The sequence below is a fragment of the Saccharothrix coeruleofusca genome (genome assembly GCF_017876325.1).
Classification (GTDB): domain Bacteria; phylum Actinomycetota; class Actinomycetes; order Mycobacteriales; family Pseudonocardiaceae; genus Actinosynnema; species Actinosynnema coeruleofuscum.
Window position 1 is genome coordinate 1,380,723 of record NZ_JAGINV010000001.1, and the last position, 15,788, is coordinate 1,396,510.

At 73.7% G+C, this 15,788-nt stretch carries 14 protein-coding genes and 1 pseudogene; 9 read left to right on the top strand and 6 right to left on the bottom strand.

Annotation, left to right across the window (positions count from 1 at the left end):
• The first annotated feature begins 11 nt into the window (after nt 1-11).
• From JOF41_RS06540 to JOF41_RS06550, 3 genes are read left to right on the top strand one after another with little or no spacing between them, the layout of a single operon-like run.
• On the top strand, nt 12-740 hold the full coding sequence (locus JOF41_RS06540) for an ATP synthase subunit B family protein (RefSeq protein ID WP_189225757.1): 729 nt from the start codon (nt 12-14) through the stop codon (nt 738-740).
• Nucleotides 727-1,197, top strand: coding sequence for a phage holin family protein (locus tag JOF41_RS06545; protein WP_189225758.1), 471 nt, complete (start codon nt 727-729; stop codon nt 1,195-1,197). Before JOF41_RS06540 ends, JOF41_RS06545 begins: the two co-directional genes overlap by 14 nt.
• Nucleotides 1,173-1,802 (top strand): DUF3618 domain-containing protein, encoded by a 630-nt coding sequence (locus tag JOF41_RS06550; protein WP_189225759.1) that lies wholly within the window; start codon nt 1,173-1,175, stop codon nt 1,800-1,802. Before JOF41_RS06545 ends, JOF41_RS06550 begins: the two co-directional genes overlap by 25 nt.
• Before the next feature lie 168 nt (nt 1,803-1,970).
• On the opposite strand, the gene JOF41_RS06555 is transcribed toward JOF41_RS06550, so the two are convergent.
• Complete coding sequence (locus JOF41_RS06555) at nt 1,971-2,348, bottom strand: hypothetical protein (protein ID WP_209617037.1); 378 nt, start codon at nt 2,346-2,348, stop codon at nt 1,971-1,973.
• 448 nt (nt 2,349-2,796) lie between these two features.
• Here JOF41_RS06555 and JOF41_RS06560 point away from each other — a divergent pair, with 448 nt between their 5' ends.
• Nucleotides 2,797-3,291: an RICIN domain-containing protein gene (locus JOF41_RS06560; RefSeq protein WP_189225761.1), complete on the top strand. Its 495-nt coding sequence runs from the start codon at nt 2,797-2,799 to the stop codon at nt 3,289-3,291.
• 141 nt (nt 3,292-3,432) lie between these two features.
• Entirely contained in the window at nt 3,433-4,512 is a 1,080-nt protein-coding gene (locus JOF41_RS06565) for a GDSL-type esterase/lipase family protein (RefSeq protein ID WP_307867268.1), read from the top strand.
• A gap of 81 nt (nt 4,513-4,593) precedes the next feature.
• Here the strand turns inward: JOF41_RS06565 and JOF41_RS06570 are convergent, their stop codons facing one another.
• The 3 genes from JOF41_RS06570 to JOF41_RS06580 all read right to left on the bottom strand — a co-directional run bounded on the left by JOF41_RS06570 (nt 4,594) and on the right by JOF41_RS06580 (nt 8,432).
• Nucleotides 4,594-6,813 (bottom strand): PQQ-dependent sugar dehydrogenase, encoded by a 2,220-nt coding sequence (locus JOF41_RS06570; RefSeq protein ID WP_209617040.1) that lies wholly within the window; start codon nt 6,811-6,813, stop codon nt 4,594-4,596.
• Nucleotides 6,814-6,918: 105 nt separating this feature from the next.
• Nucleotides 6,919-7,638 carry a hypothetical protein gene (locus tag JOF41_RS06575; protein WP_209617044.1) on the bottom strand — a complete coding sequence of 240 codons (720 nt, stop codon included), beginning with the start codon at nt 7,636-7,638 and terminating at the stop codon, nt 6,919-6,921.
• A 158-nt stretch (nt 7,639-7,796) separates the two neighbouring features.
• On the bottom strand, nt 7,797-8,432 hold the full coding sequence (locus JOF41_RS06580; RefSeq protein ID WP_189225764.1) for a DUF4232 domain-containing protein: 636 nt from the start codon (nt 8,430-8,432) through the stop codon (nt 7,797-7,799).
• Nucleotides 8,433-8,626: 194 nt separating this feature from the next.
• Here JOF41_RS06580 and JOF41_RS06585 point away from each other — a divergent pair.
• The 4 genes and pseudogenes from JOF41_RS06585 to JOF41_RS06595 form a co-directional block, all read left to right on the top strand.
• Nucleotides 8,627-10,855 (top strand): annotated as a pseudogene (locus JOF41_RS06585) (GH92 family glycosyl hydrolase); the annotation flags it as partial.
• A 156-nt stretch (nt 10,856-11,011) separates the two neighbouring features.
• A complete protein-coding gene (locus tag JOF41_RS38780) occupies nt 11,012-11,530 on the top strand; it encodes a beta-sandwich domain-containing protein (protein ID WP_504739846.1) in 519 nt (172 codons plus the stop codon).
• 10 nt (nt 11,531-11,540) lie between these two features.
• Complete coding sequence (gene rnhA / locus JOF41_RS06590) at nt 11,541-12,023, top strand: ribonuclease HI (protein ID WP_209617059.1); 483 nt, start codon at nt 11,541-11,543, stop codon at nt 12,021-12,023.
• A gap of 103 nt (nt 12,024-12,126) precedes the next feature.
• Entirely contained in the window at nt 12,127-12,501 is a 375-nt protein-coding gene (locus tag JOF41_RS06595) for a hypothetical protein (RefSeq protein WP_229796062.1), read from the top strand.
• Between the two features lie 51 nt (nt 12,502-12,552).
• On the opposite strand, the gene JOF41_RS06600 is transcribed toward JOF41_RS06595, so the two are convergent.
• Both JOF41_RS06600 and JOF41_RS06605 read right to left on the bottom strand, forming a co-directional pair.
• Nucleotides 12,553-14,160, bottom strand: a complete 1,608-nt coding sequence (locus tag JOF41_RS06600) for a glycoside hydrolase family 27 protein (RefSeq protein ID WP_189225766.1) — start codon at nt 14,158-14,160, stop codon at nt 12,553-12,555.
• 250 nt (nt 14,161-14,410) lie between these two features.
• Nucleotides 14,411-15,373, bottom strand: a complete 963-nt coding sequence (locus tag JOF41_RS06605; protein ID WP_209617061.1) for a helix-turn-helix domain-containing protein — start codon at nt 15,371-15,373, stop codon at nt 14,411-14,413.
• Nucleotides 15,374-15,788: the final 415 nt, after the last annotated feature.

A 15,788-nucleotide genomic window follows, 5' to 3' on the forward strand; every position in this document is an offset into this window, starting at 1 on the left:
AGGAGTCAGTCGTGACCGAGAACCAGATGGGTGCGGTCCGAGGGGCCGCGAAGGAAGAAGGCGCCGCGGTGGCCCAGCACGCCAGGCAGGCGGCAGGCGATGTGGGCTCCACCGCTGGGGAGCAGGTCCGGCAGGTGGCCCAGGAGGCGGGCGCGCAGGCCCGGCACGCTGTGCACGACGTGCGCGAGCGGGTCGCCAGCGAAGCCGAGCAGCAGGCCCAGCGGGTCTCGCAGCAGCTCAACCGGATCGCCGACGAGCTGACCTCGATGGCGGAGGGCTCGTCGCAGTCGATGACCTCCGGGGCGATCCGCCAGGTGGCGGACACCAGCAGGCAGGCCGCCCGGTTCATCGACGAGCGCGGCGCCCGCGGCCTGCTCGACTCCGCCCAGGACTTCGCCCGCCGCAAGCCGGGCGCGTTCCTGCTCGGCGCCGCGGTCGCGGGCTTCCTGGTGGGCCGCATCGCCAAGGGCGCGACCGGGCAGGGCGGTCAGCACGAGGTCCAGCAGGTCGGCCGCACCCCGCAGCCCGCGGGTTACAGCGTGCCCCCGGTGTCCGCGGTCGAGACGACCACCCCGATGGGCACCGCCCCGGTGGGCGCGCCCACACCGCGCACGGGCGAGGAGCCCGTCCCGGTGCCCGGCGCCTACCCGACGGGCGGCTACCAGGGCAGCGGTTACCAGGGCAGCGGCTACCAGGGCAGCGCGTACCAGGGCGGAGGTGTGCCGCATGTCCAGCGTTGAGGCGGGCTCCGGAACGGGGCCGGGCATCGGCGTGGGAGCGGGTGTCCCGCACCCTCGGGTGGACGCCGCTACCCCCGGTGACGACCGCGCCTCGATCGGCGAGCTGGTCGGCGAGCTGACCCAGGACCTGTCCCGCCTGATGCGGCAGGAGCTGGAGCTGGCCAAGGCGGAGCTGCGCGAGGAGGCGAGCAAGGCGGGCAAGGCCACCGGGATGCTCGCCGGAGCGGGCTTCGCGGGCTACATGACGGCCGTGCTGCTGAGCCTGGCGCTGGTCTTCGCGCTGGGCAACCTGATGGACCTCGGGTGGGCCGCGCTGATCGTGGCCGCGCTGTGGGGCATCGCGGGCGCTGTGATGTTCAGCAGCGGACGCGCCAAGCTGCGCCGGGTCTCCAAGCCCGAGCGCACCATCGAAACGCTCAAGGAGGACGCGGAATGGGCCCGACACCCGACCAAATAAAGCGGGACATCGACCGGACTCGCGCCGAGCTGGTCGCCGACGCCAACCGGCTGGTCGACCACACCAGCCCCAAGCGCATCGCGCAGCGCCGGGTCCGGGGCGTCCGCGACGGGCTGACCACGTTGAAGGAGAGGGTGATGGGTACCGCATCGGACACCACCTCGACGCTGCACGGCCACGCGCACGGGGCCAAGAGCACCGTCGCGGAGAAGGCGGGCCAGGCGGCCGAAGCCGTGCAGGCCATGCCGCAGCAGGCCGTGCGGCAGACCCAGGGCAACCCGCTGGCGGCGGGCCTGATCGCGTTCGGCGGCGGCCTGCTGGCCGCGACGCTGCTGCCCCGCACGCGCACCGAGGAGCAGGCCGTCCAGCAGCTCGGCGAGCGCGCCAGCGGCGTGGTCGAGCCGGTGAAGGAAGCCCTCAGCGAGTCCGCGCAGCACCTGCGCGAGGACGCCATGTCCACGGTCGGCGAAGCGGCCGCGGAGGTCAAGCAGACGGCTTCCGACGCCGCGCGCACGACGGCTGAGCACGCCAAGGAAAGCGCCCAGCAGGTGGCCGACCGGGCCCGCGAGTCCGGTCAGCGGGTCTCCCACGAGGCTCGCGGCTGACCCACCCCGCGACACCAGCTCCGCCGGCCCGCTCCAGGACCGGCGGAGCAGTCGTGTCCGGACCCTGGTCGTGGCTCGACCGGCAGCGCGGAGGAGACCGCGCGCCGTGACCGGAACACACTGTCCTACTGGGACGCTCACCGGCGGTGCCCGCGCGGTGGCCCGGTGTCAGACGGCCTCCTCGAAGCCGCCCTGCGCGGGGGCGGCCGGGTGCAGGCTGGTCAGCCGGGGCACGCCCGCGTCCAGGTCGATGACCCCGGAGGCGCGGGCGCACAGCGCCGTGTCGAGCAGGGCGAGCAGCTCCAGCATCAGCACCTCGGCCTGCTGCAGCGTGTCGGTGTGGCCCACCACGTACTGCCGCGCGCCGCGCTGCGCCACCTCCACGTCTCCGTGCAGCTGCACCAGCACCCCGAACGGCTTGGGCCTGCCGTGCGCCAGCAGCTCGGCCGCGCCGATCCGCATCACCAGGTCGGCGCGCACCAGCCCCTGGTCGTACGTGGTCAGCCAGACCTGGGGTGTGGGCGACGGTGCGTACATCCCGGTCATGGAGCGAGGTTAGGCGCGCGGACGCGGTGCCGCCCGGCGCGCGCCACCTTCGTCACCCGCACGGGGTGACCGGAGAACCGCGCGCCACGGTGCCCGCTCACCCCGCGATGGCTTACCGGCTCCGGTCGCGGTGACCGGTGCGCGATCCGCCGAGCGGTCGACCCGGAACGCGCCCGACCCGATCGCGGCCCCGGTCGTGGACGGTCCACCGCTCGTTCCGGGATGGGCCAGGACGCGGACGGTGACGGCTTGGTAATCCGCAGGCATGACGGCCGGGGACGGAGTGTGAACCGGCCCCGGAACCGTTCAGGCCGCGCCATTTCCGGCGCGGTCACTCGCGTGAGTGCTACCGCTTGTGAGTGCTGTGACCCGTGGGTAGCGTCGCCGTCGCCCCGCTCCGCTCGGTCCCCCCGGCCCATGGGAAGCAGGCAACGAGGAGTGAATCGGCATGGCACGCGCGAGTGTGAGCAAGACCCTTGTCCTGGCGGCGGTCGCGTTGAGCGGGTTGCTGCCCGCCGCGCCCGCGAACGCGGACGAGGAGGACGGGATCCTGATCCGCAACGGGGCCAGCGAGCGCTGTCTGGACGCCGAGTTGCAGAGCGCGGACCAGGACGGCACCAGGATGCTGCTGTGGGACTGCCACGGCGCCGCCAACCAGCAGTGGCACTTCAACCAGTACTCCGGCATGATCCACAGCGAGCACTCCGGGCGCTGCCTGGACGCCGACATGGACACCATCGACGACGCCATCACCACGGTGCAGCTGTGGCAGTGCAACGGCGGTCTGAACCAGCGGTGGTACTACGACCCGAGCAGCCAGCGGATGTACAACCGCCACTCCGGGCGCTGCCTGGACGCGGACATGTCGACCATCGGCGACAACGGCACCAGGGTGATCCTCTGGGCCTGCCACGACGGCTTGAACCAGAAGTGGACGTTCTGACCTGACCGGACCCCCGACCAGGCGGACCCCGCGCACCCGCCCGCCGCGACCGCAGTGTTGCGGCGGGCGGCCTGCGGACCGCCGAAGCGGCGGCGACACCCCCCGAACGGCCCTTTGTCCTTGTGCCGCAACGGCCCTACCGTGAGCGGTCCAGTGCCGTGGTCGACGCTGATCACCCAGGGGGTCGCGATGTCGTGGAATCGGGTTGCCTCGGCAGGGGGCGCGCTGCTGCTCGCCGCCGCCGCCGTGGTCGTCCTGCCGGGAGCGGCGGGCGCGGTCGACGACCGGCCGACGGCGGTGGTGTCGCTGGGCGACAGCGCCATCTCCGGCGAGGGCGCGGGTTCCTACGAGCCGGGCACCATGGGGGAGAACGGCAACTGGTGCCACCGCTCCACCCAGGCGATGGTGCACCGCACGCGGCTGGCCGACCGCACCTTCAACCTCGCCTGCTCCGGCGCGGACTCGGCGAACGTCTCGCTGGCCGACACCGTGCACTACACCGAGGGCTCCCAGGCGCGCAGGCTGATCGACATCGCCAGGCAGAACCGGGTCACCGCGGTGGTGGTGCAGGTCGGCGCCAACGACGACCCCCGGTTCGCCGACACCATGGTCGACTGCGTCGCGGCGTGGGTGAACGCGCTCGGCCCGAGCTGCCGCTCCCGGCTCCAGGCCGAGTGGCCCTCCCGACTGGCCGCGATGGCGCCCAAGGTCGAGCAGGCGGTGCGCGACGTGCGCTCGGCGATGAGCCAGGCCGGGTACGCCGACTCGTCCTACTCGTTCGTGCTCACCTCCTACGCCTCGCCGGTGACCGAGAAGATGGACCGCCTGCTGCACGGCCCGCAGGGCTGCCCGCTGCGCATCGACGACGCGGGCTACGGCCGGACCGTGGCGGTGCCCCAGCTGTCCGAGGCGCTGCGCGGCGTGGCCACCCGCACCGGCGTGAAGTTCCTCGACCTCTCCCGCGCCACGGAGAACCGCGAGGCGTGCAGCAAGGGGATCACCACCTCGGGGGAGTGGCAGCGCAGGCTCACCGTGGACCCGTACGCGCTGGTGACCGGCGGTCTCGACGCGATCGGCCTGCACCTGGCCCAGCAGTCCTTCCACCCCAACGCCGCCGCGCACGGCCAGCTCGGCCGCTGCCTGACCGAGTTCGTCACCAGCGGCGCGGGCAGCGCCCGGTGCCTGGAGGGCTCGGACGGCAACCTGCACGCGGTGGCCTGACCGGCTCGTCGGGGCGCAAGAGGCCGGGGTGGCGGGAAGTCCCGCTGCCCCGGCTGTCCCGTCGCGGCGGGCCGCCACCGCTCAGGAGGTGGGGCGCAGCAGGGTGATCCGGTTCGCGCCCAGCTCGGTGACGTAGAGGTGGCCGCGGTCGGGGTGCTGGGTGATGTCCAGCGGTTGGCGGAAGCCGGTCAGACCGGTGATGCCGGTGGTGCGGTTGGACAGCGCGCCGTCGGGGGCCACGTCGAAGGTCTGCACGTCCTGACCGGAGGAGTAGCGCACCACCAGCAGCTTGCCGTCCAGCCGCCCGCCCCGGTACTCGATCGCGCCGTTGGCCGAGGCGTGCAACCCCGCGTCGTAGGTGCCCGCGAGGTCGAAGTTGCGGTCCGGCGGTGTGCCGACCGGGTAGGCCCCGACCTGGAACGGGTCCGCGCCCGCCGTCGGGTTGCCGCCCGCCAGCACCCACTCGCAGCGGATCGGCGCGGGGTGGCCGTAGTAGCGGCCCGGCTTGACGTCGAACACGTAGTCGGTCTCGGCGACGGGGTTGTCGGTGACCGAAGCGACCGCCGGGCCGGTGTAGGGACCGTCGATCCGGGTGGCGCACGACGCGGGCAGCGGCGAGGGCGTGGCGGGGGCGTTGCCGCCCGCCGCCGAACCGTTGGTCGGCGCGTACAGGTGGCCGTTGCGGTGCCACACCAGGTCGTAAGCGTTGCGCACACCGGTCGCGTGGATGGTCAGCGGGGCCGCCGCGGCGTAGGGGTCGTAGCCGCCACCGGCCTCGGTCCGCACGTTCACCGGCAGGCTCGCGGGCAGCCGCGCGGGCCGCAGCCGCAGCACCGCGGCGCTGAGCAGGTGCTCGGGCCGGTTGCCCCAGGTGGTGTCCGGTGCGCCCATGGCGTTCATCGAGCCCTGGGAGAGGTAGAGGTCGCCGTCCGGGCCGAACACCAGGGAGTTGCTCTCGTGGTCCTTGACCGAGCGCGGCAGGTCGGTGACGACCTCGGTGTAGACCGACAGGTCCGGCCCGGACAACCGGGCGATCCTGCCCGACCAGTCCGGCGCGTTCGCCGTGCCGCCGTGGTTGTCGGTGACCCACAGGACCGGGTTCGCCGCCGTGGACGCCGGGTCGAACGCCAGGCCGATCACGGTCCGGTCCGGCGCGCCCGGCAACCCGGCCGCGGTGGCGTGCGCGCGCACGGTGTCGATCACGGTGGCCGCGCCGAGCGTGCCGTCGGCGTTGACCGGGAAGCGGTGCAGCCGACCGGTGGTGGTGGCCGCGTACAGCCTGCCGTCGGGTCCGAACGCGACGCTGGTGAAGGGCGCCCCGGTGGCCACGCCGAAGACCTGCTCGAAGGCGGCGGGCCCGCCGCCACCGCCGGTGCCGGTGGTGAACACGCCGGAGTACGGCAGGAACCGGTTGCCCGCCACGTCCCGGACGCCGTCGGTCAGCTCGAACCGGTGCAGCGCGGAGGCCGCCAGCGGCGCGGTGGGGGAGAGGCTGACCACGTCGCCGCCACCGCTGGTGATGACGCCTGCGGGCACCACCGCACCATCGGAGACCCTGGTGAGCCGGACGGTGGCGCTGGTGAGCGTGGCGGGGTCGACCGCGCCGCCGGGCAGCCTCAGGTCGGCCACCACGCCGGCGGTCGGGCTCACGCCCGTGGCCAGGTTGGCGGGGGTGAGCGTGCGCACCGAGGGCCGCGCGGTCCCGTCCGGCACGCCGGTGATGTCGCCGTAGGCGAACTTGGAGTTCACGCCGGCCCCCGGGCTCAGCGTCAGCCGCCCGTCGGTCACCACGACCACCCTGGTGGCCGTCGCGTGCCTGACCGCCGAGCCGGGTTCGAACGCGGCCACGCCGTTCTGGTCCTCGACGTTGACGTAGTGCGCGCTGTCGGTGGCCGTCCCCGCGTCACCGACGGCCACGGTCACCGCGTAGGCGCCGTCGGGGACCGCGATCTCCCAGCTGCCCGGTGTGGGCACGCCGGGGGAACCGGCGGGCAGCTGCGCGTGCACGAACGTGGCCAGCCGGACGTCGGGTTGCGCGGAGCCGCGGTTGCGCCCGTTGCCGACCAGGTTCAGCGGCGTGCCGGTGCCCAGCGCCACCCAGCCGAAGCTCTGCCCGCCGGGCCTGGCCCCGTACGCCTCGCCGAAGTCGCGCGCGTACCCGGCGGGCGGCGTGGTCGCCTCGTCGGAGAAGTTCACCCGCGCGGTGAACGGCGCCGCCGGGGCCGCCCCGGCGGGCGCGGGCAGCGCCGCGGTGACCAGCACGACCGCGGCGGACAGTCGAATCGCCTTCGCCGACCGCATGGCACGCCCCCCTCGCGCGAAGAACCCGGTCGGTCCAGGTTCGCAGGTGCGCTCGCGACGACAACCGCCGAAGGGAGGGCCGTCCTCAGGGGAACCGGATGGGGCCTACAGGGGGCTCTGCTCCACGTCCTCCATGCGGGCGTACAGGACGACCTCGTTGACCTCCAGCTTGTTGATCAACCGCAGCGCCGCGACGATGCCGTTGCCCACCAGCTCCTCGGCCACCTCGCCGTACTCGACCTGCATCAGCACGTTCGCCCCCTGGTCGTGCCGCGCCCCGCCGTCGGGGTCCACCCAGGTGCTGGGCGCGCCGAACTCGGTGGCAGCCTCGCGCAGGAAGGCGAACACCTCTGCCTTGGCGCCGGGCAGGGTCAGCGTCAGCTGCTCGCGGTGCACCCGGTCCAGCAGCACCCCCTCCGCCGGGGTGCCGAACAGCAGCGCGTGCAGCAGGTCCTTGGCCCCGGCCAGCAGCGCCTCGCCCAGCGGCGAGCGGTGGCGGGGCTCCACCAGCGGTCCGCCCGGCAGCGGCGGCACCAGCAGGCAGCCCTCGGCCACCAGCCGCTCCGAGGTCCACGCGGCCAGGTGGCTGGTGGCCTCCACCAGCGACTCGGCGGTCAGCGGGACGGGGGTGACCCGGTGCGCCCGCGCCCGCTGCACGGGCAGCGTGGGCAGCCGGTCCAGGCCGAGCCGGGGAGCGATCTCGGCCAGCAGCTGGTCGACGACCCACTCGTGCGGCTGCTCCAGCAGTCGTGCGCGCAGGTCGGCGACGACGCGGGCGGCGATGTCGGCCCGAGCGGAGCGGACCAGGTCGTCCAAGGCAGCCATGACCCGGCACGCTAGTGAGCGTCACGCTCCCCCAGCACGGACGTCACCCCGTCGCGCAACAGCTTCACCCGAGCAGCAGAGCGGCACGAGCACCCGGCGCTGCGCACCGGCCCGCGCGGACGCCCCCGAGGGTCCACCGAGGAGGGAGGACCCGGCCCTCAGAGGTCCTCGGTGGGCGGCGGTTGGTCCACGTCCTCACCGGGCGGGACACGGCGGTCGCCCAGCCGCCACGGGTACACGCCGACCTTCCCGGTGCTGCCCAGGTCGATGTTGATCGGGGCGGCGCCGGAGGACGTCGACGCCGGGGCGCGGGAGATGAGCTGCTCCTCGGCCCCGCTCCACGGCGCGACCCGCAGGTGCTCGCCCACCAGCGGTGGCGCGGTGACGTCGGTGTAGGTGTTGCGCCAGGCGATCCCCGACCGCGCCGTGGCCCCCGGCTCCAGCACCACGGTCGTCGGCTGGTCGTACCGGCTGTCGCTGGTGATGCTCTGCGCCCCTTGGAGCACCGCGACGTTCAACGGCTGCTGCTCGCCGTCCAGCACCACCACGCCGGGGTAGCCCTGCACGGTGATGGTCTCCTCGCCGCAGTTGGTCATCTCCAGCGCCATCACCCGCAACCCCATGGCGGCATCGCTGTCGCCCGCGTTGATCCGCACGCCCGAGTCCGGGCAACCCTCCTGCGGAGGCGGCTGCTCGGTCGTCGTGGGAGCGGGCGGAGGGGGCTGCGGGGTGGGTGTGGCGCCGCACGCGGTCAACGCCAGGACCAGCACGAGCCCCCAAGATCTCGTGTCCACCAGGTGATCGTCGCACGACCAGTCGGCGACCATCCGACCAGGCCCCTTCCGCCGCCCCCTCGGTTGGTATAGACCTGCGGTGTCGTCGAACGGGTGGAGGCGCGGTGCGTGCGATCGTGGTCGGCCTGGCGGCCGTCCTGCTGGCCGGTCCGATCACGGCGGTTCCCGCGCGGGCGGAGCCGGGGAGAGCGCCCGTGGACCACGTCGACCCGCTGATCGGCTCCGCGGGTGGCGGCAACACCTACCCCGGCGCGGTCCGCCCGTTCGGGATGATCTCCTGGAGCCCCACCACCACCAGGGGTGACCAGACCAACACCGGCGCGGCCAACGGCTACGCCCACGACGCCACCCGCGTGCGCGGGTTCAGCCTGACCCACGTCAACGGCGCGGGCTGCCACCCTGGCGCGGCGGGCGACGTGCCGATCATGCCGTTCGTGGGCGAGGTGACCAGCTCGCCGACCGCCGACACCCGCGACGAGGTCTACGCCGCCGACTTCCGGCACGAGGACGAGACGGCCACCCCCGGCCGCTACCGGGTCGGCCTGGCCTCCGGCGCGACCGCGGACCTCTCGGTGACCGCCCGCGCGGGCGTGGGCGAGTTCAGCTTCCCCCGCGACCGCGCGGCGGCGCTGCTGTTCCGCGTCTCCAACTCGCTCAACGGCAGCGAGGACGCCGAGATCACCATCGACCCGGCGGGGCGCGCGGTGTCCGGCTCCGTCCTCACCGGCGCGTTCTGCGGCAGGCGCGCGAACGGCGGCGCGAACAACAAGAAGTCCTACTACCGCCTGCACTTCACCGCCACCTTCGACCGCCCGTTCGCCTCCACCGGCACCTGGGTGGACGGTGAGCTGCGCCCCGGCGGCACGACCGCGCGCGGCGGCGAGGGCTACGAGACCGGCGCGGCCCGCGCCGGGCGCGGGTCCGGCGGCTACGTCACGTTCGACACCTCGTCGGACGACGACGTGCTGGTCAAGGTCGGCATCTCCTACACCAGCGCGGAGGCCGCCCGGCGCAACCTCGAACGCGAGGTCCGCCCGCGCGACGACGTGGCCTCCGTGGCCGCCGACGCGCGTCGCGAGTGGGCGCGCAGGCTCAAGGCCGTCGAGGTCACCGGCGGCTCGGACGACCTGCGCACCACCTTCTACACCGCGCTGTACCACTCGTTCCTCCAGCCCAACATCACCAGCGACGTCGACGGCACCTACCTCGGCAGCGACCAGCGGGTGCACCGGCTGGAACGCGGGCAGGCCGCGCAGTACGGCAACTTCTCCGGCTGGGACCAGTACCGGGCGCACACCCAGCTGCTGGCCCTGCTCGCGCCCGGTGTCGCGAGCGACTAGGCGCAGTCCCTGCTCAACCTGGCCCGCCAGAACGGCGGGGTGTGGGACCGCTGGGTGCACGTCAACGGGCCGACGCACGTGATGACCGGCGACCCCTCGGCGCCCGCGCTGGCGGGCATGCACGCCATGGGAGCGCGCGACTTCGACGTGCGCGGGGCGTTCGAGTCGCTGGTCGCCCAGGCCACCACCCCGCACCCGGACGGCCTGTCCGACGAGGGCTGCCCCGGCCAGTGCGAGGGGCAGCGCCCCAACCTGGCCGAGTACCTGCGCCTGGGCTACGCGCCGCAGGACGCCTGCCACTGCTGGGGTGGCGCGGCGGAGACGCTGGAGGGCTCGGTCGCGGACTTCGCGCTGGCCGACTGGGCGGCCCGGCTGGGCAGGCCGGACGTGCGGGCCGCGCTGCTGCCGAGGGCGGGCTGGTGGCGCAACACGTTCAACCCGTCCGCCGCCGACGGCGGCTACCAGCAGGCGCGCGACTCCGACGGCGGCTGGGTGTGGCCGTTCAGCCCGTCCTCGGACCGGGGCTTCGCGCAGGGCAGCAGCGCCACCTACACCTGGATGGTGCCGCACGACGTGTCCGGCCTGGCGGCGGCGATGGGCGGGCGCGAGCGGGCCGCGGCGCGGCTGGACGGGTTCTTCCACCGCCCCGACGGGTCGTGGGCCACCGGCGGCGACCCGCTGCGCTACGACCCGACCAACGAGCCCGGCATCCACGCGCCCTGGCTCTACAACGCCCTCGGACAGCCCTGGAAGACGCAGGAGACGGTGCGCGCGATGGCCTCCCTGGTCTACCGCACCGGTCCGGCGGGACTGCCCGGCAACGACGACCTGGGCACCATGTCCGCCTGGTACGTCTTCGCCGCGCTGGGCCTGTACCCGCAGACTCCCAGCCGGGCGGAGATGCTGCTGTCCAGCCCGGTCTTCCCACGGGCGAGGATCAACCGCGACGGCGCCCCGACCATCACGATCACCGCGCCGAACGCCTCCCCGAGCAACGTCTACGTCCGAGGCGTGCGGTACGACGGCCGCGACCACGGCAGGTCGTGGCTGCCGGAGCGGTTCGTCACCGGGGGCGGGCACCTCGTCGTGGACGTCGCCGCCACGCCCAACACCTCGTGGGGCGTCGAAGAGCTGCCCGTGGACCACGTGCTGCCCGCCGCCGGGCCGGTCCCGAACCTGCCCCGCCCGTGCGCCGAATCGGGCTCGTGGTGTGCCCAGGACCTGAGTGGACAGTACGATGTGGACGGTGCGGCGACCGCGGACGCCAAGCACCAGGGCGACCTGGACGGCAAGGGGTGGAGCTTCCCCGCCGAGCAGCTGCCCGCCGCGGGTCCGCGCACGATCGACGGCGGCGAGTACGCCGTCCCGCCGACCACGGGCGCGGCGCGCAACTTCCTGACCGCGCGCGGGCAGCGCCTGCACCTCACCGCGGACCGGTACGCGGCGCTGGACCTGCTCGTCACGGCGGTCAACGGCGACCAGCACGCCGACCTGACCGTGGCCTACGCCGACGGCACCACCTCGACCGCCCGGCTGTCGGTCACCGACTGGGCGAGCCCCGCCGCGCGCTTCGGCGAGCGCACCGCGCTGTCCACCACCACCCGCTACCGCACTGACGGCACGGCGGACGGCAGGGCCGTGCGGATCTGGCACGTGAGCGTGCCAGTGGACGCCGCCCGCACCGCCACGTCCGTCGTCCTGTCGGCCAACCAGAACCTCAAGGTGTTCGCGCTCAGCGCCCAGGCGGCCCGCGTGTAGATTTCCCCCGGTGGACGGGGCAGTGGACATCTACACCGACGGCGCGTGCTGGGGCAACCCCGGCCCCGGCGGCTGGGGCGCGGTGCTCAGGCACGGGCCGCACGAGAAGGAGCTGTGCGGCGGCGACGCCGGGACCACCACCAACAACCGGATGGAGCTGCTGGCCCCCATCCGGGCGCTGGAAGCGCTCAAGCGCCCCTCCTCGGTGCGGCTGCACACCGACAGCACCTACGTCCGCAACGGCATCACGTCGTGGATCGTGAAGTGGCGGGCCAACGGCTGGACGACCGCGGCGAAGCAGCCGGTCAAGAACGCCGACCTGTGGCAGGAGCTGGCGCGGGCCGCGCGACGGCACCGGGTCGAGTGGCACTGGGTCAAGGGCCACGCGGGTGACCCGGACAACGAGCGCGCCGACCGCCTGGCCCTGCGCGGGCTGGAGGAGGCGCTGCGGGCCGCGGGAGTGGACCCGGCCCGGTGGCGCGCCCGGCGCTGAGAACCCCGCTCGGGAGTTCAGGGGACAGGAGGGCAGAAGTCCGGTACGCGCGGGCAGAACCGGTGCACGCGCGTGTATCCGATCCGACGCGCGTGATGGAGTCGTGTCGACAACCCCGGCGGCAGGCGGAGGCGTGATGGGTGTGCTGACCGACGAGGGCACTGCTTTCGCCGGAGATCTGTTCCTGCGCCTGGCCGAGCAGGGCCTGCTGGTACTGGAACCCGACGAGGCCGAGCGCGTGGTGGCCAGCCTGCGGACGACCCTGGACGAGGTCGCCGCCCGGCTCTACCGGCTGGAGCTGTCGCGCAAGCTGCGCGACTCGGGCTGCCCGATGACCGAGGAGGTGGACCGGCTGGCGGTGGACGCGGTGTTCGAGGGCCAGGTCGCCGCCGAGCGGTGGGAGCGGGCGATGGTGGAGCTGCCCAAGTACATCGAGGCGTTCCGCGCCGCCGCGCGCACCCGGCCGCCCTGCTCGTGACCCGCGCCGCGTGATCCCCGCCCGGCGCGGCGGGCGGGGATCACACTCCGGTCACTGGCGCGACCACACCTGGTTCGGGCCCTCGTTGCAGCGCCACAGGGCGACCTGGGCCCCGTTGCGGTTGTTCTCCGGCAGGTGCCCGGCGGTCACGTCCAGGCACAGCCCCGACTCCACGCCGACGTACTGCCCGCTCGGGTAGCGAACCCAGCGCTGGTTCGGCCCGCCGTGGCAGGTCCACGCCACCACCGCGGTGCCCTCGGCGCGGCCGTTGTTGTAGGCGTCCAGGCACTTGTCGCCGAACACCCGCAGCTCACCGGACGCGGTGCCGACGAACTGCTGGTTGGGGCCGCCGTTGCAGTCCCAGATGTGCAGTGACACGCCGGTGGCCCCGTTGGGCAGGTCCAGGCACCGGCCCGACGAGCCGCCGACCAGGTTGGTCGCCCCGGCGGGCGGGCTCTGGTCGGCGCGGATGCGGTACATCACCGCGCCGTGCGCGGGCACCACGGCGCCGACGACCTCGCCGGTGCGGCTGGTCCGGCCGGTCCACGCGTCGGTGAGCGTGGAACCGCCGCCGGGCAGCCCGACGGCCTGCAGCGTGGTGCTGATCGTCGTGGCCGCGCCGCCCTCGTTGAACAGCACCACCGCGCGGTCGCCGTTGGCCAGCGGCTTGCTCAGCACGTGCCGCGTGCCGTCGCTCCACACCGGCCTGGCCTGCACGCCCAGCGAGTCCTGGTTGACCGCGATGACCTGGCGGTTGAGGAAGATGGACATGGTCTCCTGCGACATGGTGCGCAGGTCGGCGCCGATCAGCAGCGGCGCGGACATCGCCGCCCACAGCGTGAAGTGGCTGCGGTACTCGGTGTCGGTCATGCCGCCGTTGCCGACTTCCAGCATGTCCGGGTCGTTCCAGCCACCGGGGCCCGCCGCGTTGTGCAGGCCCACGTTGCGGTGGAAGATGTCGACCACGCTGCCCCAGGTGTCGGTGATGTCGGGCGTGGTGCGCCACAGGTGGCCCACCTCCCGGCCCCACCGCCACGGCTGGTTCTCGCCCCACTCGCAGATGCTGAACACGATGGACCTGCCGGTGGCCAGCAGCGCGTCGCGCATCGCCTGGTAGCGCTGCTTGACGTCGATGCCCTGGTTGTAGCAGTTGTCGTACTTCAGGTAGTCCACGCCCCACAAGGCGAACAGGGCCGCGTCCTGCCGCTCGTAGCCGAGGCTGCCGGGGTAGCCCGCGCAGGTCATCGTGCCCGCGTCGGCGTAGAGGCCCAGCTTGAGGCCCTTGGAGTGCACGTAGTCGGCGGTTCCCTTGATGCCGCTGGGGAACTTCGCCGGGTCGGGCACCAGGTTGCCCGCGGCGTCGCGCTGGTGCAGCGACCAGCAGTCGTCGATGTTGACGTACTCGTAGCCCGCGTCGCGCAGGCCGGAGGAGACGAAGATGTCCGCGGTCTGCTTGATCAGCGCCTCGGACACGTCGCAGCCGAAGGAGTTCCAGTTGTTGAACCCCATGGGCGGCGTGCGGGAAGCGCCGTTGTCCAGCAGGGGGACCACCGGGTCGGTCGGCATGGGCACCGCCGCGGCCGGTGCGGCGGCGGCGAGCGGGAGCGCGGTGGATATCAGCAGGACCGAGAAGAGCGCGGTGAGGGAACGTCTGAGCATGGTGCCTCCCTGGCGCGGTGCTGGGCGGGGACAACGGGCCGGGGCGGCCGTGATCTTATTTTCAGGAATGATGAATCTTTGTTACCAATTCACTGATTCCGAGTCAACCGCCTGTCGGGCGATCGGCCGGACCGAAAGCATTCGACCACGGGGGAGTCGGCGCCGCACGTGTCGCCAAACGCACACCACGGCTGTCGCTCACCTGTTCGAGATGCCCGAACGGAGCGCTCAGCGGGCATGTGAGGAACCTTCAGGCGGGCTCCGAGGGGCCTTCGGGAACACGAAGGCCCGCCCACACCTCCCGGTGCTCGCTGGGCGAGAGCCCGAACGTGCCGCGGAACAACCTGCTGAAGTGCGCCGGATCGGTGAAACCCCACCGTGCGGCCACCACGTGCACCAGTTCGCCGGACGAGGCCAGGTCCCGGCGGCACCGCTCCAACCGCAGCGCGCGGATTGTCGCCGCCACCGACGTGCCCCGCTCGGCGAACAACCGGTGCAGGTGCCGCACGGACAGGTGGTGCGCCGCGGCCACCGAGGCCGGGGACAGATCCGGGTCGGACAGGTGCTCGGCGATGTGGTGGCGGACCTGCGCCAGCAGCGCCCGGTGCCTGCCGCGCCCGAACGGCTCCGGCTCCACCGCCAGCTCGCGCGCCAGCAGCGCCGCCAGCAGGTCCAGCGAGATGTCGGCCAGCCGCGCGGCGTGCCCGCCCGAGGCACCCGCCAGCAGCTCCCGCAGCGACCCGGCCAGCAGCGCGCCCAGCCCCTCGCGGCCGGGCAGCCGCACCGCCAGCAGCCGGTCCACCTGCTCCGGCGGCAGCGGCAGCAGCTCCTCGGGGAACTGCACGACCACCCTCGCGCTCAGCTCGCGGTCGGGGACGGCCCAGCGGCGCAGCGGGCGGGAGGTGCCGCACAGCACCAGGTCGCCCGCCCCCAGCACGGCCTCCCGTCCCGCCTGGGCGATGCCGAACGTCCCGCTGAGAGCGAGCACCAGGTGGTAGCGCGAAGGGGCCTGCGCGGGGACGAGCTCGGGAGTCCGGGGTGCGCGGGGCCCGGACGCCACCACCTCGCAGACCCGCACCGCGCCCAGGTCGCGGGACCGGGTGACCGCCTCGCCGCGGTCCGGGCGCACCGCGCCGGGCACGAGCACCCCGATCGCCGCCTCGTACCACCGGCCGCAGCGGCCGTCCCCTTCGGATAAACCGGACCCGACCATGCACGTCACCCCCGTTGTGCGTCTCTCGACAGGAATAGCGGGGCCGATCACGCGGGCGTTACCGGGCAGTCCGGGCGGCCACGTCGAGCACGTGCTGCTCGGATACGGCGTCACGGTGGTGTGCGCGGTGTACGTCGTCGCGCGCAGCCGCGCAACCGGGTCGGCCCGCTGGTGGTGCTGCCGTGCGGGTCGTGATCGCGGAGAACTCGACGCTGCTGCGGAAGGCGCCGTGGAGGACGCCGAGGACCTGCTGGCGCAGGCGGCCCGCACGACCACCGCCGCGTCCTGGCCGTCCTGCGCTACTGAACGGTGGCGCTTGACCGCCCCCCGCTCCACGCGGGCGAGTCGCGCGTCCAGGCACCGCGAGCTGAGCGTTCGGAACGGGCGGGGTCGGTGTTCGGGCCGGCGTGGTGCG